Below are 20,168 nucleotides of genomic sequence, written 5' to 3'. Positions count from 1 at the left end.
CCGGCCGCGGCCCGACCCGGAGGTCGAGCCGCGGCGCGGTCCGCCCCGAGGGGCGGGGTGTCACTGGGTGATGCTGGTCACCTGGCCGGCGCCGACGGTGCGGCCGCCCTCGCGGATGGTGAAGCGCAGGCCCTGCTCCATGGCCACCGGCTGGATGAGGTTGACCTTCATGTCGGTGTTGTCGCCCGGCATGACCATCTCGGTGCCCTCGGGCAGCTCGATGACGCCCGTCACGTCCGTCGTGCGGAAGTAGAACTGCGGGCGGTAGTTCGAGTAGAAGGGGTTGTGCCGGCCGCCCTCGTCCTTGGAGAGGATGTAGACCGACGCCTCGAACTGGGTGTGCGGCACGATCGAGCCCGGCTTGCAGATGACCTGCCCGCGCTCGACGTCCTCGCGCTTGATGCCGCGCAGCAGGAGGCCGACGTTCTCGCCCGCGCGCGCCTCGTCGAGGAGCTTGCGGAACATCTCGACGCCCGTGACGGTCGTCTTGGTCTTGGTCTCCTTGATGCCGACGATCTCGACGTCCTCGTTCACGTTGAGCTTGCCGCGCTCGACGCGACCGGTGACGACGGTGCCGCGACCGGTGATGGTGAAGACGTCCTCGACCGGCATGAGGAACGGCTGGTCGATGTCGCGCTCGGGCTCGGGGATCGCCGTGTCGACGGCGTTCATGAGCTCCATGAGCTTGTCGCTCCACTCGGCGTCGCCCTCGAGCGCCTTCAGCGCCGAGACGCGGACGACGGGGACGTCGTCGCCGGGGAACTCGTAGGAGGTCAGCAGCTCGCGGACCTCCATCTCGACGAGCTCGAGGATCTCCTCGTCCTCCACCATGTCGGCCTTGTTCAGGGCGACGACGATGTAGGGGACGTTGACCTGGCGGGCGAGGAGCACGTGCTCGCGGGTCTGGGGCATCGGGCCGTCGGTGGCGGCGACGACGAGGATCGCGCCGTCCATCTGCGCCGCGCCGGTGATCATGTTCTTGATGTAGTCGGCGTGACCGGGGCAGTCGACGTGGGCGTAGTGGCGCGCCTCCGTCTGGTACTCGACGTGCGCGATGGAGATCGTGATGCCGCGGGCCTTCTCCTCGGGCGCCTTGTCGATCATGTCGAAGGCGGACGCCTGGTTGAGGTCCGGGTACTTGTCGTGCAGCACCTTGGTGATCGCCGCGGTCAGCGTCGTCTTGCCGTGGTCGATGTGACCGATGGTGCCGATGTTGACGTGCGGCTTGGTGCGCTCGAACTTGGCCTTCGCCACTGGGTCCTCCTGGGATGTCTCTGGCGTGGTCTTCGGTGGTGCTGGCTGCCGCCCCGCGGCGGGGGCGCCGGTGCCGGCCGGGCCGGCGGTGCGTCCGTCAGGACGCGGAGGGCGACCGGGTGGTCACTCCCCGCGGACCTTCTTGACGATCTCCTCGGCCACGGCGCGCGGGACCTCGGCGTAGCTGTCGAACGACATGGAGTACACCGCACGGCCCTGCGTCTTGCTCCGCAGGTCCCCGACGTACCCGAACATCTCCGACAGCGGCACCTGGGCGCGGACGACCTTGGCACCGCTCGCGTCCTCCATGGCCTGGATGAGGCCGCGGCGGGAGTTGATGTCGCCGATGACGTCGCCCATGTACTCCTCGGGCGTGCGCACCTCGACGGCCATGACCGGCTCGAGGAGGACCGGGTCCGCGCGGCGGACGGCCTCCTTGAGGACCTGCGAGCCGGCGATCTTGAACGCCATCTCCGAGGAGTCGACGTCGTGGTAGGCGCCGTCCAGCAGCGTCGCCTTGATGCCGACCATCGGGTAGCCCGCGACGACGCCGAGCGCCATCGCGTCCTGGATGCCGGCGTCGACGCTGGGGATGTACTCGCGGGGCACGCGGCCACCGGTCACCTTGTTGGAGAACTCGTACATCGGCGCGTCGGCCTCGGTGGTGTCGAGGGGCTCGATCGACACCTGCACCTTGGCGAACTGCCCGGACCCGCCGGTCTGCTTCTTGTGCGTGTAGTCGACCTTCTCGACCGACCGACGGATGGTCTCGCGGTAGGCCACCTGCGGCTTGCCGACGTTCGCCTCGACGCGGAACTCGCGGCGCATGCGGTCCACGAGGATGTCGAGGTGGAGCTCGCCCATCCCGCGGATGATCGTCTGGCCGGTCTCCTCGTCGAGCTGGACCTGGAAGGTCGGGTCCTCCTCGGCGAGCTTCTGGATGGCCGTGCTGAGCTTCTCCTGGTCGCCCTTGGTCTTGGGCTCGATGGCCACGGAGATGACCGGCTCGGGGAAGGTCATCGACTCCAGGACGACCTGGTCCTGCGGGTCGCAGAGGGTGTCGCCGGTGGTCGTGTCCTTGAGGCCGATCATCGCGTAGATGTGGCCGGCGCGGGCCTCGTCGACCGGGTTCTCCTTGTTGGAGTGCATCTGGAAGAGCTTCCCGATGCGCTCCTTCTTGCCCTTGGTCGAGTTGGCGACCGGCGAGCCCGCCGCGACCCGGCCCGAGTAGACCCGGACGTAGGTGAGCTTGCCGAAGAAGGGGTGCGAGGCGACCTTGAAGGCCAGCGCCGAGAAGGGCTCGGTGACGTCCGCGTGGCGGACGATCTCCTTGTCCTCGTCGCGCACGTCGTGGCCGCGGACCGACTCCACGTCGAGCGGGGTCGGCAGGTAGTCGAGCACCGCGTCGAGCATGGGCTGGACGCCCTTGTTCTTGAACGCCGAGCCGCACAGGACGGGGTACTGCTCGCTCGCGACCGTGACCTTGCGCACCGCGGCCTTGATCTCCTCCGGGGAGATCTCCTCGCCGCCGAGGTACTTCTCCATCAGCGACTCGTCGGTGTCGGCGATCGCCTCGAGGAGCTTGTCGCGGTACTCCGCGGCCGTCTCGGCGAGGTCGGCGGGGATCTCCTCGACCTCGTAGGCCTCGCCCTTGCCCGTCTCGCCGCGCCAGGTCAGCGCGCGCATGTAGACCAGGTCGACGACGCCCACGAAGTCGTTCTCCGCGCCGATCGGGATCTGCAGCACGAGCGGCGTGGCGCCCAGCCGGTCCTGGATGGTGCGGACGGTGAAGAAGAAGTCCGCGCCGAGCTTGTCCATCTTGTTGACGAAGCAGATGCGCGGGACGTCGTACTTGTCGGCCTGGCGCCACACCGTCTCGGACTGGGGCTCGACGCCCTCCTTGCCGTCGAACACCGCGACGGCGCCGTCGAGCACGCGCAGGGACCGCTCCACCTCGACGGTGAAGTCGACGTGCCCCGGCGTGTCGATGATGTTGATCTGGGTGCCCTCCCAGAAGCAGGTGGTCGCCGCGGAGGTGATGGTGATCCCCCGCTCCTGCTCCTGCTCCATCCAGTCCATGGTGGCCGCGCCGTCGTGGACCTCACCGATCTTGTAGTTGATCCCGGTGTAGAACAGGATCCGCTCGGTGGTGGTGGTCTTCCCGGCGTCGATGTGCGCCATGATCCCGATGTTGCGGACCTTCGTGAGGTCCGTCAGGACGTCCTGTGCCACGGCTCTAGCAGCCTCTTCCCTGGGCTCGTCGGTGGCCCCGTCGTGCACTGGCGTGCAGGGCCGGCGTGCGCGGTGCGCGCCGCGCGGGCGAGGAGCTCGCCCGCGCGGTCGGCGTCACCAGCGGTAGTGCGCGAAGGCCTTGTTGGACTCGGCCATCTTGTGCGTGTCCTCACGACGCTTCACCGCGGCGCCGAGGCCGTTGCTCGCGTCGAGGATCTCGTTCATGAGGCGCTCGGTCATCGTCTTCTCGCGACGCGCCTTGGAGTAGCCCACGAGCCAGCGCAGGGCCAGCGTCGTGGAGCGGCCCGCGCGGACCTCGACCGGCACCTGGTAGGTCGCGCCGCCGACGCGGCGGCTGCGGACCTCGAGAGCCGGCTTGACGTTGTCGAGCGCGCGCTTGAGCGCGATGACCGGGTCGTTGCCGGTCTTCGTCCGGGCGCCCTCGAGCGCGCCGTAGACGATGCGCTCGGCGGTGGACTTCTTGCCGTCGACGAGCACCTTGTTCACCAGCTGGGTGACCAGCGGCGAGCCGTAGACGGGGTCGACGACGAGCGGCCTCTTCGGGGCCGGTCCCTTGCGCGGCATCAGCGCTTCTCCTTCTTCGCTCCGTAGCGGCTCCGCGCCTGCTTGCGGTTCTTCACGCCCTGCGTGTCGAGCGAGCCGCGGACGATCTTGTAGCGGACGCCGGGCAGGTCCTTCACGCGGCCGCCGCGCACGAGCACGATCGAGTGCTCCTGCAGGTTGTGGCCCACGCCGGGGATGTACGCCGTGACCTCGATGCCGCTGGAGAGCCGCACGCGCGCGACCTTGCGCAGCGCCGAGTTCGGCTTCTTGGGCGTCGTGGTGTACACGCGGGTGCACACGCCGCGGCGCTGGGGGCTCCCCTTGAGGGCCGGGGTCTTCTGCTTCCCGACCTTGTCCTGCCGGCCCTTGCGGACCAGCTGCTGGATCGTGGGCACCGGTGCTCCTGAACTCTCATCGTCTGTGCGGGCCGCCGCCCTCGGCAGGCGGCTCTCGTGCGGGTGCCGCGCTCACGCGCGGCCCCGTGCTGCGGAGAGGGCCTCAGCCCACCCCCGCGCTCGGGCGTGTCTGCCAGCGTGGTGCCTGGCGGTGCGGGACCGGTCAACCGGCCCGGCGCCCGTGGCGCCGGCCCGGAAGGCCGCCGCCGTGCGCCACCGGTCGCGGGGCGCGCGCGAGCACCCGGGTCACCGGACGTCCTCACGAGGATAGGCGCACGCCCCGGCACCGTCAAAGACGGCCGCCGGCGACCGGGCCGGTCGGGCCCGGGTGCGGGGCCGCGCCGCCGCCGACGACGGCGGCGCGGCCCCGGGAGGGCCTCAGCGGTAGTCGCCGCCGAGGTCGTACTCCTCGAGCGGCACGGCCTGGCCCGAGCCGAGCCCGAAGTGGTCGTAGTCGACCTCCTCGTAGCCCGGCATCGAGTACATCGCCGCCTTCGCCTCCTCCGTGGGCTCGACGACCACGTCGCGGTAGCGCGACAGGCCCGTGCCGGCCGGGATCAGCTTGCCCAGGATGACGTTCTCCTTGAGGCCCAGCAGCGGGTCGCTGCGACCCGCGAGGGCGGCCTCGGTGAGCACCTTGGTCGTCTCCTGGAAGGACGCCGCCGACAGCCACGAGTCGGTCGCCAGCGACGCCTTGGTGATGCCCATGAGCTCCGGGCGCCCGGCCGCCGGGCTGCCGCCCTCGGCCACGACCCGGCGGTTCTCCTCCTCGAAGCGGGCCCGCTCGGCGAGCTCGCCCGGGAGGAGCCCCGCGTCACCGGCGTCGATGATCGTCACCCGGCGCAGCATCTGCCGGACGATGACCTCGATGTGCTTGTCGTGGATGCCCACGCCCTGGCTGCGGTAGACCTCCTGGACCTCGTCCACGAGGTGCTGCTGCACCTTGCGCGGGCCGAGGATGCGGAGCACCTGCTTGGGGTCGACGGCGCCCTGGACGAGCTGGTCGCCCACCTCGACGTGCTGCCCGTCGCCCACGAGCAGGCGCGAGCGCTTGGTGAGCGGGTAGGCGATCTCCTCGCCCCCGTCGTCCGGGGTGACGACGAGGCGGCGCGCGCGCTCCGTCTCGTCGATGGTCACCCGGCCGGCGACCTCGCTGATCGGGGCCACGCCCTTAGGGGTGCGGGCCTCGAAGAGCTCCTGGACTCGCGGCAGGCCGTGGGTGATGTCGTCACCCGCGACGCCGCCCGTGTGGAAGGTGCGCATCGTCAGCTGGGTGCCCGGCTCGCCGATGGACTGGGCGGCGATGATGCCGACCGCCTCGCCGATGTCGACGAGCTTGCCGGTGGCCAGCGAGCGGCCGTAGCAGCGGGCGCAGGTGCCGACGCGGGACTCGCAGGTGAGCACCGAGCGGACCTTGATCTCCCGCACCCCCTGCGCGACGAGGGCGTCGATGAGCACGTCGCCCACGTCGCTGCCCGCCGGGGCGAGCACCTCGCCGCTCTCGGAGGTCACGTCGGAGGCCAGCGTGCGCGAGTACACGCTCGTCTCGACGTGCTCCCCGCGGCGCAGGCCGCTCCCGTCGGCGGCGTCGTCCGCGATGGGCAGGACGAGACCGCGGCGGGTCCCGCAGTCCTCCTCGCGGACGATGACGTCCTGGGAGACGTCGACGAGGCGGCGGGTGAGGTAGCCCGAGTCCGCCGTCCGCAGCGCGGTGTCGGCGAGCCCCTTGCGGGCGCCGTGGCTGGAGATGAAGTACTCCAGGACGGAGAAGCCCTCGCGGAAGTTCGACTTCACCGGGCGCGGGATGATCTCGCCCTTCGGGTTGGCCACGAGGCCGCGCATGCCGGCGATCTGGCGGACCTGCATCCAGTTGCCTCGCGCCCCCGAGGTGACCATCCGGTACACCGAGTTGCGCGTGGCGTTGGCGTCGAGGTTGTCCTGCATGTCCTTGGCGACGACGTTGGTCGCCTCGGTCCAGATCTCGATGAGCTCCTGGCGGCGCTCGTCGTCGGTGATGAGGCCCATCTCGTACTGCTGCTGGACCTTCTCCGCCTTGGCCTCGTAGCGCTCGAGGATCTCCTGCTTGTTCGGCGGCGTGAGCACGTCGGCGATGGAGATCGTCGTCCCGGAGCGGGTGGCCCAGTGGAAGCCGGTCTCCTTGAGCGCGTCGAGCGTCGCGGCGACCTGGCCCTTGTCGTAGCGCTCGGCGAGGTCGTTGACGATCGTCGACAGGCGCTTCTTGTCCACGCCCTCGTTGACGAAGGCGTAGTCCACCGGGAGCGTCTCGTTGAACAGCGCCCGGCCGAGGGTGGTCTCGAGCACGAGCGGCTGCCCGGGCTCCCAGCCCTCCGGCAGCGCCGCCCCCGCCGGGGGCACGACGCCGTCGAGGCGCAGCTTGACGGGCGACCCGACCTCGAGCTCGCGGGCGTCGTGCGCCATGAGCGCCTCCGCGACCGACCCGAAGGAGCGACCCTCCCCCGCGCCGCCCTCGCGCAGGGCGGTGAGGTGGAACAGCCCGATGATCATGTCCTGGCTGGGCATGGTCACGGGGCGGCCGTCGGCCGGCTTGAGGATGTTGTTGCTGCTCAGCATGAGGATGCGGGCCTCGGCCTGCGCCTCGGTGGACAGCGGCAGGTGGACGGCCATCTGGTCGCCGTCGAAGTCGGCGTTGAACGCCGTGCAGACGAGCGGGTGGATCTGGATGGCCTTGCCCTCGACCAGCTGCGGCTCGAAGGCCTGGATGCCGAGGCGGTGCAGCGTGGGCGCGCGGTTGAGGAGCACCGGGTGCTCGGTGATGACCTCCTCGAGGACGTCCCACACGTGGCCGTAGCGGGCGCCGGAGCCGCCGGCGCGCTCCACCATGCGCTTGGCCGACTTGATGTTCTGCGCGTGGTTGAGGTCCACGAGCCGCTTCATGACGAAGGGCTTGAAGAGCTCGAGCGCCATCTGCTTCGGCAGGCCGCACTGGTGCAGCTTGAGCTGGGGGCCGACGACGATGACCGAGCGGCCGGAGTAGTCGACGCGCTTGCCGAGCAGGTTCTGGCGGAAGCGCCCCTGCTTGCCCTTGAGCAGGTCGGAGAGCGACTTCAGCGGCCGGTTGCCCGGGCCGGTGACCGGGCGACCCCGGCGGCCGTTGTCGAACAGCGAGTCCACGGCCTCCTGGAGCATCCGCTTCTCGTTGTTGACGATGATCTCGGGCGCGCCGAGGTCGAGGAGCCGCTTGAGGCGGTTGTTCCGGTTGATGACGCGCCGGTACAGGTCGTTGAGGTCGCTCGTCGCGAAGCGGCCGCCGTCGAGCTGCACCATCGGGCGCAGGTCCGGCGGGATGACCGGGACGCAGTCGAGCACCATGCCCATCGGCGAGTTGCTCGTCGTGAGGAAGTTCGAGACGACCTTGAGCCGCTTGAGGGCGCGGGTCTTCTTCTGGCCCTTGCCCGTGCGGATGATCTCCCGCAGGGACTCGGCCTCGGCCTCGAGGTCGAAGGACTCCAGGCGCTTCTGGATCGCGTTCGCGCCCATGCTGCCCTCGAAGTACAGGCCGTACCGGTCGCGCAGCTCGCGGTAGAGCACCTCGTCGCCCTCGAGGTCGGAGACCTTGAGCTTGGAGAAGCGGTCCCAGACCTGCGTGAGGCGGTCGATCTCGGCGTCCGCCCGGCGGCGGATCTGGTTCATCTCGCGCTCGGCGCTCTCGCGGACCTTGCGACGGGCGTCGGACTTGGCGCCCTCGGCCTCGAGCTCGGCGATGTCGGACTCCAGGCGCTTGGCCCGGGCCTCGACGTCGGCGTCACGCCGGTCGGCGACCTGCTTCTTCTCGACCTCGATGCCGGCCTGCAGCGAGGGCAGGTCGCGGTGCCGGGACTCCTCGTCCACCCACGTGATCATGTAGGCGGCGAAGTAGATGACCTTCTCGAGGTCCTTGGGGGCCAGGTCCAGCAGGTAGCCGAGCCGGCTCGGGACGCCCTTGAAGTACCAGATGTGGGTGACGGGGGCGGCCAGCTCGATGTGGCCCATCCGCTCGCGGCGCACCTTGGCGCGCGTCACCTCGACGCCGCAGCGCTCGCAGATGATGCCCTTGAAGCGCACGCGCTTGTACTTGCCGCAGTAGCACTCCCAGTCCCGCGTGGGACCGAAGATCTTCTCGCAGAAGAGACCGTCCTTCTCCGGCTTCAGCGTCCGGTAGTTGATGGTCTCGGGCTTCTTGACCTCGCCGAAGCTCCAGTCGCGGATGCTGTCCGCGGTGGCCAGGCCGATGCGCAGGTCGTCGAAGAGGTTGCCGTCGAGCAAGGGGTGTCCTTCTCTCGCGTGAAGGGTGGTGGATCAGGGGACGCCGCTCCCCCGGCGGCCCGATCCCGCCGGGGCGGGGACGGGGCCGCGGGGACGGCGCACGGGGTGCCCGGCGCGCGCCCGCGGGCGCGCGCCGGGCACCGGCTCAGACCTCCTCGACGCTGCTCGGCTCGCGCCGGGACAGGTCGATGCCGAGCTCCTCGGCGGCGCGGAACACGTCGTCGTCCGAGTCGCGCATCTCGATCATCGTGCCGTCGGCCGAGAGCACCTCGACGTTCAGGCAGAGCGACTGCATCTCCTTGATGAGCACCTTGAAGGACTCGGGGATGCCGGGCTCGGGGATGTTCTCCCCCTTGACGATGGCCTCGTAGACCTTCACGCGGCCCAGGACGTCGTCGGACTTGATCGTCAGCAGCTCCTGGAGCGCGTAGGCGGCGCCGTAGGCCTCGAGGGCCCACACCTCCATCTCGCCGAACCGCTGGCCGCCGAACTGGGCCTTACCGCCCAGGGGCTGCTGCGTGATCATCGAGTAGGGGCCCGTGGAGCGGGCGTGGATCTTGTCGTCGACGAGGTGGTGGAGCTTGAGGATGTACTGGTAGCCCACCGACACCGGCTCGGGGAACGGCTCGCCGGAGCGGCCGTCGAAGAGCCGGGCCTTGCCCGTGCCGTCGACGAGGCGGACCCCGTCGCGGTTCGGCGTCGTCGAGCCGAGCAGCCCGGTGATCTCGTCCTCCGAGGCGCCGTCGAAGACCGGCGACGCGACGTTGGTGCGGGGCTCGGCGCTCCAGGCCGCCTCGGGCAGCGAGGCCGCCCAGTCCGGCGTGCCCTCGACCTGCCAGCCGCGGGAGGCGATCCACCCGAGGTGCAGCTCGAGCACCTGGCCGACGTTCATGCGGCCCGGCACGCCGAGCGGGTTGAGCACGATGTCGACCGGGGTGCCGTCCTCGAGGAACGGCATGTCCTCGACGGGGAGGATCTTCGAGATGACGCCCTTGTTGCCGTGGCGGCCGGCCAGCTTGTCGCCGTCCGTGATCTTGCGGCGCTGGGCCGTGTAGACGCGGACGAGCTGGTTGACGCCCGGGGGCAGCTCGTCGCCCTCGTCGCGGTCGAAGACCTTGACGCCGATGACGGTGCCGGTCTCGCCGTGGGGCACCTTGAGCGAGGTGTCGCGCACCTCGCGCGCCTTCTCGCCGAAGATCGCGCGCAGCAGCCGCTCCTCGGGGGTCAGCTCGGTCTCGCCCTTGGGCGTGACCTTGCCGACGAGGACGTCGCCGGGGACGACCTCGGCGCCGATGCGGATGATGCCCCGCTCGTCGAGGTCGGCGAGGACCTCCTCGGAGACGTTGGGGATGTCGCGCGTGATCTCCTCGGCGCCCAGCTTGGTGTCGCGGGCGTCGACCTCGTGCTCCTCGATGTGGATCGAGGACAGGACGTCGTCCTGCACGATCCGCTGCGAGAGGATGATCGCGTCCTCGAAGTTGTGGCCCTCCCAGGACATGAAGGCCACGAGCAGGTTCTTGCCGAGCGCCAGCTCGCCGTTGTCCGTCGACGGGCCGTCGGCGAGGACGTCGCCGACCTCGACGTGCACGCCCTCGTCGACGACGACGCGCTGGTTGTACGACGTGCCCTGGTTGGAGCGCGTGAACTTCGCCAGCCGGTACGTCGACGAGCTGCCGTCGTCGTTGCTGACGACCACCGCGTCGGCGGAGACCTCGGTGACCGCGCCCGCCTTCGTCGCGACGATGACGTCGCCGGCGTCGACCGCCGCGTGGCGCTCCATGCCGGTGCCCACGAGCGGGGCCTCGGCCTTGACGAGCGGCACGGCCTGGCGCTGCATGTTCGAGCCCATGAGCGCGCGGTTGACGTCGTCGTGCTCGAGGAACGGGATCATCGCCGTCGCGACGGACACCATCTGCCGCGGCGAGACGTCCATGTAGTCGACCTCGTCGGCCGGCACGAACTCCGCCTCGCCGCCCTTGCTGCGCACGAGGACGCGGGCCTCGGCGAAGCGGTGGTCGTCGGTCAGCGGCGCGTTCGCCTGGGCGATGACGACGTCGTCCTCGTCGTCCGCCGTGAGGTACACGACCTCGTCGGACACCACGCCGTCCGTGATGGTGCGGTACGGGGTCTCGACGAACCCGAAGGCGTTGATGCGCCCGTAGCTCGAGAGCGACCCGATGAGGCCGATGTTCGGGCCCTCCGGGGTCTCGATCGGGCACATGCGGCCGTAGTGCGACGGGTGGACGTCGCGGACGTCCATGCCGGCGCGGTCGCGGGACAGACCACCGGGGCCGAGCGCCGAGAGGCGGCGCTTGTGGGTCAGGCCCGCGAGCGGGTTGGTCTGGTCCATGAACTGGCTGAGCTGGCTCGTCCCAAAGAACTCCTTGATGGAGGCCACGACGGGGCGGATGTTGATGAGCGTCTGCGGCGTGATGGCCTCGACGTCCTGCGTCGTCATGCGCTCGCGCACGACGCGCTCCATCCGGGACAGGCCCGTGCGGACCTGGTTCTGGATGAGCTCGCCGACGCTGCGCAGGCGGCGGTTGCCGAAGTGGTCGATGTCGTCGACCTCGACGCGCACGTCGGTCGGCTGCCCGTCCTCGTCGACGCCCGGCATCGTCGTCCCGCCGGCGTGGAGGGTGACGAGCAGGCGCACCGTGGCGGCGATGTCGTCGACCGAGAGCACGCCCTCGGACAGCGGCTCGGACATGCCGAGCTTCTTGTTGAGCTTGTAGCGGCCGACCTTGGCGAGGTCGTAGCGCTTGGGGTTGAAGTACAGGTTCTCGAGCAGCGTCTGCGCGGCCTCGCGCGTGGGCGGCTCGCCCGGGCGCAGCTTGCGGTAGAGGTCCAGCAGCGCGTCGTCGGTGCTCTGGGCGCCGTCCTTCTCGAGGGTCGTGCGGATCGACTCGAAGTCGCCGAACTCCTCGAGGATCTTCGCCTCGCTCCACCCGAGCGCCTTGAGCAGGACCGTGACCGACTGCTTGCGCTTGCGGTCCACGCGCACGCCGACGGTGTCGCGCTTGTCGACCTCGAACTCGAGCCACGCGCCGCGCGAGGGGATGACCTTGGCGGTGTAGACGTCCTTGTCGGACAGCTTGTCGACCGAGCGCTCGAAGTAGACGCCCGGCGACCGGACGAGCTGGGAGACGACGACGCGCTCGGTGCCGTTGATGACGAACGTGCCGCGGTCGGTCATGAGCGGGAAGTCGCCCATGAAGACCGTCTGGCTCTTGATCTCGCCCGTGGTGGCGTTCATGAACTCCGCCGTGACGAACAGCGGCGCGGCGTAGGTCATGTCGCGCTCCTTGCACTCCTCGAGGGAGTACTTCGGAGGCTCGAAGCGGTGGTCGCGGAAGGACAGCGACATGGAGCCGCTGAAGTCCTCGATCGGCGAGATCTCCTCGAAGATCTCCTCGAGGCCGGAGCTCGTGGGCACGTCCTGGCGGCCCTCCTCGAGCGCGTCGGCCACGCGGGCCTGCCAGCGCTCGTTGCCCAGCAGCCAGTCGAAGTTCTCGGTCTGGAGGGCGAGGAGGTCGGGGACGTCGAGCGGCTCGTCGATCTTGGCGAAGGAGATGCGGCGTGCGGCGGAGCTGGGGGTGGTGGAGTCAGACGCTGTGCGCGAGACGGCCAAGGAGGGTCCTTCCACGTGCCTGCGGGCGGATCGGTCGCCGTCCTGGGGGGCGCTGCCGGACACCCCCCACCGGCGCGTCGTCACGGGACGCGGGCATCTGAGGGGTCGGCGCAGGACAGGGCGAAGTCGCGAGCGTAGTCGCAGGCAGGCTCGCGTGTCCAACCGGCGGCGGCGACGTCGTCGTCGGGGCCGCGGGCCGCCGCGGGTGACCGGGCGGCCGGGCTGGTGCGTGGGAACTCTCGCCCAGGGGGCGCCCCCGGTCAAGCCGGGCGCGCCGGAGCGACCTCGTCGGCCCCGTCGCCGGTGCACGCGGAGGGGGGCCGGCGCACGCGGCGAGGGGCGGGGGTGCTCTCCGCCGTCCGCCGCGTCAGCGGCGGGCGGCGGGGGTCGTCACTTGACGGTGACGGTGGCGCCGGCGCCCTCGAGCTGCGCCTTCGCCGCGTCGGCCGCGTCCTTGGCCACGCCCTCGAGGACGTTCTTGGGGGCGCCGTCCACGAGGTCCTTGGCCTCCTTCAGGCCGAGGCTCGTGAGGGCGCGCACCTCCTTGATGACCTGGATCTTCTTGTCGCCGGCGGCCTCGAGGACGACGTCGAACTCCGTCTTCTCCTCCTCGGCCTCGGCGGGCGCGCCGCCACCGGCGGCGCCGCCGCCGGCCACGGCCACGGGGGCGGCGGCGGTGACGTCGAAGGTCTCCTCGAACTTCTTCACGAAGTCGGAGAGCTCGATGAGCGTGAGCTCCTTGAACGCGTCGAGCAGCTCGTCGGTGCTGAGCTTCGCCATGGGGGCGGTCCTCTCTGGTCGGTCCCTCGTCGGGGTGCCCGTCACCGGTCCCCGGTCACCAGGGGGTCACCGGGCGGTGCGAGCGGGTTCGTCGGGCGGTGCGGTGCGGTGCGGCGCCCGCGGGCGGGCGCGTGCGGGCGGCCGGGGCCGCGCGCGGGTGGGTGGTGCGGCTCAGGCGTCCGCGGTGGCGGGCTCGGCCGCCTCGGCGGCGTCGGCGGACCCGCCGCCCTGGGCCTCGCGCTCGACGCGCAGCGCCTCGACGGTCCGGACCGCCTTGGACAGCGGCGCGGCGAGGACGAAGGCGCCCCGCGACAGGGTCGCCTTCATGGCGCCCGCGGCCTTGGCGAGCAGGACCTCGCGGGACTCGAGGTCGGCGAGCTGCGTGACCTCGGCCGCGCTCACGGCGCGGCCGTCGAGCAGGCCGGCCTTGATGACGAGCTGCGGGTTGTCGCGCGCGAAGTCGCGCAGGCCCTTCGCCGCCTCCACCGGGTCGCCGGTGACGAACGCGATGGCCGTGGGGCCGTTGAGGTCGGCGTCGAAGGCCTCGACGCCGGCCTGGCGGGCCGCGATCTTCGTCAGCGTGTTCTTCGAGACGGAGTACGTCGCGTTCTCGCCCAGCGCGCGCCGCAGCCGCTTGAGCTGCGCGACGGTGAGCCCGCGGTACTCGGTGAGCACGGCGGCGTTCGAGCCGCGGAACTTCTCCGCCAGCTCGGCGACCGCCGCTTCCTTCTCAGGGTTCGCCATGGCCCTCCTTCCGGGGTGGGTGGGTGGTCACCACCGCCGGTGGGCCGCCCGGGGGCGGCCCACCGGGTCGGCCCCGAGGACGACGAGAGCCCCGGCGCGAGGCGCACGGGGCTCGGGGCGACGCGCACCCTGGGGTCCGCGTCGGAGCTGCTGGCACCTGCGCCGGCACCCGCGTCGAACGCGGGACCTTGGCGCCGTCCGCGGGCGGACGGCGACCGGCGGTCTTCGGTCGGGGGAAGAGTAGGCGGCCGGAGCGCCTGCCTCCAAATCGCCGCCCCGGCGCGGTCCCCTCCCCCGGGCGGGCGACCCCCGGGCGCACGAGAGCCCCCGCCCGGGAGGGGCGGGGGCTCTCGCGCTGCAGCGGGCCGGGGCCGGGTGCCGATCGGCTCCCGGCCCCGGTGGCGGTCAGACCGCCGGGGTCTCCTCGAGGAGGCCGCGGGTGCGCGAGGCGTCGAGCGGGATGCCCGGGCCCATCGTCGTCGTCATCGTCGCCTTGCTGATGTAGCGGCCCTTGGACGCCGACGGCTTGAGCCGCAGCACCTCGTCGAGGGCGGCGCCGTAGTTCTCCACGAGCTGGGTGTCCGTGAAGGACGTCTTGCCCACGACGAAGTGGAGGTTGGAGTGCTTGTCGACCCGGAACTCGATCCGGCCGCCCTTGATGTCGGACACGGCCTTGGCGACGTCCATGGTGACCGTGCCGGTGCGCGGGTTCGGCATGAGGCCGCGCGGGCCGAGCACGCGGCCCAGGCGACCGACCTTGCCCATGAGGTCGGGCGTGGCGACCGCCGCGTCGAAGTCCAGGAAGCCGCCCTGGACGCGCTCGATGAGCTCGTCGCCGCCGACGACGTCGGCGCCGGCGGCCTCGGCCTGCGCGGCGCGCTCGCCCGTCGCGAAGACGAGCACGCGGGCGGTCTTGCCCGTGCCGTGCGGCAGGTTGACCGTGCCGCGGACGATCTGGTCGGCCTTGCGCGGGTCGACGCCGAGGCGCATGGCGACCTCGACCGTGGCGTCGTAGGAGGTCGTCGACGTCTCGCGGGCCAGGCGCACGGCGTCCAGGGGCGCGTAGAGGCGCGTGTCGTCGATCTTCTCGGCGGAGGCGCGGTACTTCTTGCTGCGCATGTCAGCTCCTCGTGGTCGCGGCGGTGCGCCGCGGTGGGGTGGGTGGAGTCGTGGTCGGCGGGCCAGCGCGGGCCCTGCCACTGGTGGTGCGGGTCCTGCGGGTCCCCGGCGGGCCGGGGGGCGCCGGCCGGAGGACCGGCCGGCGGTGCGCGCGCGGGGCTCAGCCCTGGACGGTGATGCCCATCGACCGGGCGGTGCCCGCGATGATCTTGCTGGCGGCGTCCACGTCGTTGGCGTTGAGGTCCTCGAGCTTCTGCTCCGCGATGGCGCGGACCTGCTCGGCGGTGAGGCTCGCGACCTTCGTCGTGTGCGGCGTCGGGGAGCCCTTGTCGACGCCCGCGGCCTTCTTGATGAGCTCGGCGGCCGGCGGGGTCTTGGTGATGAAGGTGAAGGAGCGGTCCTCGTAGACCGTGATCTCCACCGGGACCACGTTGCCGCGCTGGGACTCCGTGGCGGCGTTGTAGGCCTTGCAGAACTCCATGATGTTCACGCCGTGCTGGCCCAGCGCGGGGCCGATCGGCGGGGCCGGCGTCGCGGCGCCGGCCTTGATCTGGAGCTTGATGAGCCCGGAGACCCTCTTCTTGGGGGGCATGGCACGTCCTCGTCTCTAGTGTCGCAGGTCCCGCTGGCGCGGGCCGGGGCGCCGACGGGCGCCCCGGGGCCGGCGGCGCTGACTCGCCGCCGGTGGTCAGGGGGGCGGGCGGCCGGCCCCGCGCGCGGCGGGGCGGCGGCCGCCCGGTGGGCGCCTAGAGCTTGGCGACCTGGGTGAAGGCGAGCTCGACCGGCGTCTCGCGACCGAAGATCGACACGAGGACCTTGAGCTTCTGGGCGTCCGCGTTGATCTCGGTGATGGTCGCCGGGAGCGTCTCGAACGGCGGCTCCATGACGGTGACGGACTCGCCGACCTCGAAGTCGACCTCGGTGGGGCGCGACGGCTGCTGGCCGCCACCGCCGCCGCCGGCGGCCTGGCGCTGCTCGCGGGGGGCGATCGTCGGGGCCAGCATGGAGAAGACCTCGTCGTGGCTCAGCGGCACGGGCTGGTGGGTGTGCCCCACGAACCCGGTGACGCCCGGGGTGTGGCGGACGGCGCCCCACGACTCGTCGGTGAGGTCCATGCGGACGAGGACGTAGCCGGGGATCCGGACGCGGCGCACGAGCTTGCGCTGGCCGTTCTTGATCTCCGTCACCTCCTCCATGGGGACCTCGACCCCGTAGATGTAGTCCTCCATGTTGAGGCTGGTGATGCGGTTCTCGAGGTTCGCCTTCACGCGGTTCTCGTAGCCCGCGTAGGAGTGGACGACGTACCAGTCGCCGGGCTCGCGCCGCAGGGCGGCCTTGAACTCCTCGACCGGGTCGCCCTCGTCGTCGGAGGCGTCGACGTCGACCGGGCCGACGGCGCCGTCGCCCGGGGCCTCCTCGGCCGCGGGGGCGTCGTCGGAGGAGGACGCGTCCTCGGCGGGGGACCCGTCGGCCTCGGCGCCCTCGGCCGCCAGCTCGCGGTCCAGGGCGTCCTCGACCGCGGGGTCCGCCTGGTCGTCGTCCACGTGCGGTGCCTGCTCGTCCTGGGCCTGCTCGTCCTGGGCCTGCTCGTCGTGGGCCTGCTCGGCCTGCTGCTCGGTCACGGGGGTGGGCCTGCCTTCCGGCGTGCTGGGCGGTGGGGGCGCGCGTCCACCGCGAGGTGGGGGGTCGGGTCGGGAGGGCGGCTCAGCCGCCGCCGAAGACCCACAGGACGGCTCGCCCGAAGACGTAGTCCAGGCCGGAGACGTAGAGCATGACGACGGCCACGAAGACGAGCACGACCGAGGTGTAGGTGAGGAGCTCGCGACGCGTGGGGCGCACGACCTTGCGGAGCTCGGCCACCACCTCGCGCAGGAAGCGGACGAGCCGCGCCCCGGGCCCCGGGCGCTCGGCCTCGGCCCCGCGACGCCGGGCCGGCGAGGAGCCGCCGCCCTCGCCGGAGGCGTCCCCTCCGGGACGGGGGGCGTCGGCCGCGTCGGCGTGCGTCACAGGGGCTCCTGCCTGGGGCGTCGGTCGGAGGTCTCGGCGGGGTCGCCCGCCACGGTCGGACCCGCGCGACGGCGCCCGCCTGGGCGCCCCCCGCGCCGGTCCGCTCGGCTGCCACGCCGACCCCCGGAGGAGCCGACGTCCGCAGGGCAGGAGGGACTCGAACCCACAACCGCCGGTTTTGGAGACCGGTGCGCTACCAATTGCGCCACTGCCCTTCGGCCACGCGGCCGCCGACCGCGCCCGAGGGCGGCGGACGGCGCACCTGTGCAGCCGACCGTCACTGTACGCGGCGACCACCGCCGGAGTCGAACCGCCGAGCCCCGCCGCCCGCCGGCCCCTCGTCGACGCCGGCGCACCGGTCCCCGCCGTCGCGCCCGGGACGACGCGGTCCAGCGGCCGGTCCTCCCCGCCCGCGGGGGAACCGCGGTGGGAGGATCGCGGCGTGAGCCCCCAGACGGACGCCCCCGCCCCCGCCCCGTCCCGCGCCCGGGTGTCCGCCCGGGTCGGCGGCATCGCCGAGTCGGCCACCCTGGCCGTCGACGCCCGCGCCAAGGCCCTCAAGGCCGAGGGCCGCCCCGTCATCGGCTTCGGCGCGGGCGAGCCCGACTTCCCCACGCCCGCGCCGGTGGTCGAGGCGGCGGTCGCCGCGGCGCGGCGGCCGGAGAACCACCGGTACACCCCCGCGGCCGGCCTGCCCGAGCTGCGCCGGGCGATCGCCGCCAAGACGGCGCGCGACTCCGGGCTCGAGCTCGACCCGGCGCAGGTGCTCGTCACCAACGGCGGCAAGCAGGCGGTGTACACGGCCTTCGCGACGCTCCTGGACCCGGGCGACGAGGTGCTCCTGCCGGCCCCCTACTGGACGACCTACCCCGAGGCCGTGCGCCTGGCGGGCGGGGTGCCCGTCGAGGTGTTCGCCGGTGAGGACGCCGACTACCTCGTGACCGTCGAGCAGCTCGAGGCGGCGCGCACGCCGCGCACCAAGGTGCTGCTCTTCTGCTCGCCCTCGAACCCCACGGGTGCCGTGTACCCCCGCGAGCAGGTGGAGGCGATCGGCCGCTGGGCGCTCGAGCACGGCGTCTGGGTCGTCACCGACGAGATCTACGAGCACCTGGTCTACGACGGCGCGGAGGCGGCGTCCATGCCCGTCGTCGTGCCCGAGCTGGCGAGCACGTGCGTCGTCCTCAACGGCGTCGCCAAGACGTACGCCATGACCGGGTGGCGGGTCGGCTGGCTGGCCGGGCCCGCCGACGTCGTCCGCGCCGCCACGAACCTGCAGTCGCACCTCACGTCCAACGTGGCCAACGTCTCCCAGCGCGCGGCCGTGGCCGCCCTCGAGAGCGACCTGTCGGCCGTCGCCGCCATGCGGGAGGCCTTCGACCGCCGCCGCCGGACGATGGTCTCGATGCTGCGCGAGGTGGACGGCGTCGTCTGCCCGATGCCGCGGGGGGCCTTCTACGCCTACCCCAGCGTGCAGGGCCTCCTCGGTCGCGAGCTGCGCGGACGCACGCCCACCACCTCGGCCGAGCTCGCCGAGCTGGTCCTCGCCGAGGCCGAGGTCGCCGTGGTCCCCGGGGAGGCGTTCGGCCCCAGCGGCTACCTGCGCCTGTCCTACGCCCTCGGCGACGACGACCTCGTCGAGGGCGTCGGCCGGCTGCAGCGCCTGCTCGCCGAGGCCCGCTGAGGGCCGCCCCCAGGGGAGGCGCCGGCGGGCAGCGCCGGCGGGAGGGGCCTCAGGCCACGGGCGCGACGTCGTCCGCGGCGAGGGCGGCGGCCAGCTGCTCGGCCAGGGGGCCCGGCAGCCGGTCGGCCAGCTGGCGGGACAGGGCCCCCTCGAGCGCGGCGAGGTCGACGACGTCGGCCGCGGCGCCGTCGAGGCGCTCGCTGAGGGCGTCCGCACCCGGGGAGGCGACCACGAGCCGGCCCCGCTCGGCGAGGTCGGCGAAGATGCCGTCGTTGCTCATGACGACGACGCGCAGCGGCTCGGCGGACGCGGGCACGTCCGCCGCGACCGCCAGCAGCTCGTGGTCGGCGAGGTCGCTGCCGTCGTCCACGGCGCGCACCGCGCCCGCCCACTCGGCGAGGTGCGGGGCGGCCCGTCCGGCGGCGCCGTGCTGGCCGGAGATGCCGACCACGTCGGCCTGGCGGGCCAGCCGGACGACGACCGACATGCGCGCCCGCCAGCGCACGGGTCCGGCGCGCAGGTTGTCGAGGTCGGCGAGGAGGACCTTCGCCCCCTCCCCCTCCCCCCACAGCGGGTCCTGGTCCAGCCAGGCGCCGACGGCGTCGCCCAGCGGGTCGGGCTCGGCCGCCGCGACCGGCAGGACGGGCTCGCCGACGGGCTCCGAGGCGACCGGCCGACGGCGCTCGGGCCGGCGGGGCTCCGGCGCGGCGGGCAGGTCGTCGAGCCGGAACCACTCGTAGTCGGCCCACTCGCCCCGCGCTCCACCCAGTCCCACGCCGCGCATGCTCCCACCTGCGGGGCCGTCGGGCGGCGCGGCCGCGCGGCGGCGACGCGCGTCCGCCGGTGCCGAGGACGAGGGCCCCGACGACGAGGGCCCCGACGACGAGGGCCCCGCGACCGGTGGTCGCGGGGCCCTCGTGCGGAGGACGGGTCAGGCGCAGCCGAAGCCCTGCAGCGGCAGGCCCTGCTCCTGGGAGGTGAGGGTGGCGATGTCGACGGGGTCGGCCGACAGCACCCACACCGACAGGAGCCAGACGACGACGACGAGGACGCCGACCACGACGCCCGCGACGCCGACGGCCCCGCCCCAGCGCGAGGAGCGGGACAGCGCGATGCCGACGGCGGACAGGACCACCGCGACGACGGCGAGCAGGAGCGCCGTGAGGTAGCCGTCGACGCCCGTGGCCACGGCGCCCACCGGGTCGGGCGTGCACTCGCGGACGGCGGACTCGGTGCCCGCGAAGAAGAGGGCGAGGAGGCCGGTGAGGAGGCCCGCCAGGGCGAGGCCCGGGCCCGCCGACCCGCCGCCGGACCGCTCGTCCTCGACGACGAGGACGTCGCCGTCCTCCGCGCCGTCGACGACGCCGTCGCCGTCCAGGTCGGTCGCCGTGCCGGCGGGGCGGGCCGCCGCGCCCGTCGCCGGGCCGGTCGTCGTCGCGCCCCCCGCGGCGGTGTCGGGGGCGGTGGGGTCGGTCGG

Annotated in this window: 14 protein-coding genes, 1 tRNA gene and 1 pseudogene; 1 reads left to right on the top strand and 15 read right to left on the bottom strand. The window is 72.6% G+C overall.

Features of this window, described 5'->3' with window-relative positions:
* Positions 1–60: 60 nt before the first annotated feature.
* The 13 genes from tuf to HLB09_RS01485 form a co-directional block, all read right to left on the bottom strand.
* Positions 61–1,254, bottom strand: a complete 1,194-nt coding sequence (gene tuf / locus HLB09_RS01545; protein WP_171201655.1) for an elongation factor Tu — start codon at positions 1,252–1,254, stop codon at positions 61–63.
* Positions 1,255–1,377: 123 nt separating this feature from the next.
* A complete protein-coding gene (fusA, locus tag HLB09_RS01540; protein WP_171201654.1) occupies positions 1,378–3,486 on the bottom strand; it encodes an elongation factor G in 2,109 nt (702 codons plus the stop codon).
* A 114-nt stretch (positions 3,487–3,600) separates the two neighbouring features.
* Positions 3,601–4,071 (bottom strand): 30S ribosomal protein S7, encoded by a 471-nt coding sequence (gene rpsG / locus HLB09_RS01535; RefSeq protein ID WP_171201653.1) that lies wholly within the window; start codon positions 4,069–4,071, stop codon positions 3,601–3,603.
* Positions 4,071–4,445: a 30S ribosomal protein S12 gene (rpsL, locus tag HLB09_RS01530; RefSeq protein WP_123379914.1), complete on the bottom strand. Its 375-nt coding sequence runs from the start codon at positions 4,443–4,445 to the stop codon at positions 4,071–4,073. The genes rpsG and rpsL overlap by 1 nt, the downstream gene beginning before the upstream one ends.
* 378 nt (positions 4,446–4,823) lie before the next feature.
* The gene (locus tag HLB09_RS01525) at positions 4,824–8,729 is read right to left on the bottom strand and encodes a DNA-directed RNA polymerase subunit beta' (RefSeq protein ID WP_171201652.1); all 3,906 of its coding nucleotides are present in this window, start codon (positions 8,727–8,729) and stop codon (positions 4,824–4,826) included.
* A 145-nt stretch (positions 8,730–8,874) separates the two neighbouring features.
* Positions 8,875–12,360 (bottom strand): DNA-directed RNA polymerase subunit beta, encoded by a 3,486-nt coding sequence (gene rpoB, locus HLB09_RS01520; protein ID WP_171201651.1) that lies wholly within the window; start codon positions 12,358–12,360, stop codon positions 8,875–8,877.
* A gap of 390 nt (positions 12,361–12,750) precedes the next feature.
* Positions 12,751–13,140 carry a 50S ribosomal protein L7/L12 gene (gene rplL, locus HLB09_RS01515; RefSeq protein WP_171201650.1) on the bottom strand — a complete coding sequence of 130 codons (390 nt, stop codon included), beginning with the start codon at positions 13,138–13,140 and terminating at the stop codon, positions 12,751–12,753.
* Between the two features lie 171 nt (positions 13,141–13,311).
* Complete coding sequence (gene rplJ, locus HLB09_RS01510) at positions 13,312–13,884, bottom strand: 50S ribosomal protein L10 (protein WP_171201649.1); 573 nt, start codon at positions 13,882–13,884, stop codon at positions 13,312–13,314.
* Positions 13,885–14,289: 405 nt separating this feature from the next.
* Complete coding sequence (gene rplA, locus HLB09_RS01505; protein WP_171201648.1) at positions 14,290–15,003, bottom strand: 50S ribosomal protein L1; 714 nt, start codon at positions 15,001–15,003, stop codon at positions 14,290–14,292.
* A 160-nt stretch (positions 15,004–15,163) separates the two neighbouring features.
* Positions 15,164–15,595: a 50S ribosomal protein L11 gene (rplK, locus tag HLB09_RS01500; protein WP_171201647.1), complete on the bottom strand. Its 432-nt coding sequence runs from the start codon at positions 15,593–15,595 to the stop codon at positions 15,164–15,166.
* Positions 15,596–15,749: 154 nt separating this feature from the next.
* Positions 15,750–16,625, bottom strand: a complete 876-nt coding sequence (nusG, locus tag HLB09_RS01495; protein ID WP_339576996.1) for a transcription termination/antitermination protein NusG — start codon at positions 16,623–16,625, stop codon at positions 15,750–15,752.
* Positions 16,626–16,707: 82 nt separating this feature from the next.
* Positions 16,708–17,010 carry a preprotein translocase subunit SecE gene (gene secE, locus HLB09_RS19665; protein ID WP_171201646.1) on the bottom strand — a complete coding sequence of 101 codons (303 nt, stop codon included), beginning with the start codon at positions 17,008–17,010 and terminating at the stop codon, positions 16,708–16,710.
* Between the two features lie 142 nt (positions 17,011–17,152).
* Positions 17,153–17,225, bottom strand: a tRNA-Trp gene (locus tag HLB09_RS01485).
* A 227-nt stretch (positions 17,226–17,452) separates the two neighbouring features.
* Here HLB09_RS01485 and HLB09_RS01480 point away from each other — a divergent pair.
* Positions 17,453–18,691: a pyridoxal phosphate-dependent aminotransferase gene (locus HLB09_RS01480; protein ID WP_171201645.1), complete on the top strand. Its 1,239-nt coding sequence runs from the start codon at positions 17,453–17,455 to the stop codon at positions 18,689–18,691.
* Between the two features lie 49 nt (positions 18,692–18,740).
* Here HLB09_RS01480 and HLB09_RS01475 read toward each other — a convergent pair whose 3' ends face one another.
* Positions 18,741–19,475: a hypothetical protein gene (locus HLB09_RS01475; RefSeq protein ID WP_171201644.1), complete on the bottom strand. Its 735-nt coding sequence runs from the start codon at positions 19,473–19,475 to the stop codon at positions 18,741–18,743.
* Positions 19,476–19,622: 147 nt separating this feature from the next.
* Positions 19,623–20,168: pseudogene (locus tag HLB09_RS01470) on the bottom strand (hypothetical protein); the annotation flags it as partial.

Source organism: Pseudokineococcus marinus, assembly GCF_013004605.1.
GTDB lineage: Bacteria > Actinomycetota > Actinomycetes > Actinomycetales > Quadrisphaeraceae > Pseudokineococcus > Pseudokineococcus marinus.
The sequence above is the reverse complement of the archived record's forward strand: the minus strand, read 5'-3'. Positions and strand labels throughout refer to the sequence as shown.

Coding starts and splice junctions, on each gene's coding strand:
- rplK (WP_171201647.1), bottom strand. CDS start 15,595: ATGCCCCCCAAGAAGAGGGTCTCCGGGCTCATCAAGCTCCAGATCAAG.
- rplA (WP_171201648.1), bottom strand. CDS start 15,003: ATGCGCAGCAAGAAGTACCGCGCCTCCGCCGAGAAGATCGACGACACG.
- rpsG (WP_171201653.1), bottom strand. CDS start 4,071: ATGCCGCGCAAGGGACCGGCCCCGAAGAGGCCGCTCGTCGTCGACCCC.
- rplJ (WP_171201649.1), bottom strand. CDS start 13,884: ATGGCGAACCCTGAGAAGGAAGCGGCGGTCGCCGAGCTGGCGGAGAAG.
- rplL (WP_171201650.1), bottom strand. CDS start 13,140: ATGGCGAAGCTCAGCACCGACGAGCTGCTCGACGCGTTCAAGGAGCTC.
- HLB09_RS01475 (WP_171201644.1), bottom strand. CDS start 19,475: ATGCGCGGCGTGGGACTGGGTGGAGCGCGGGGCGAGTGGGCCGACTAC.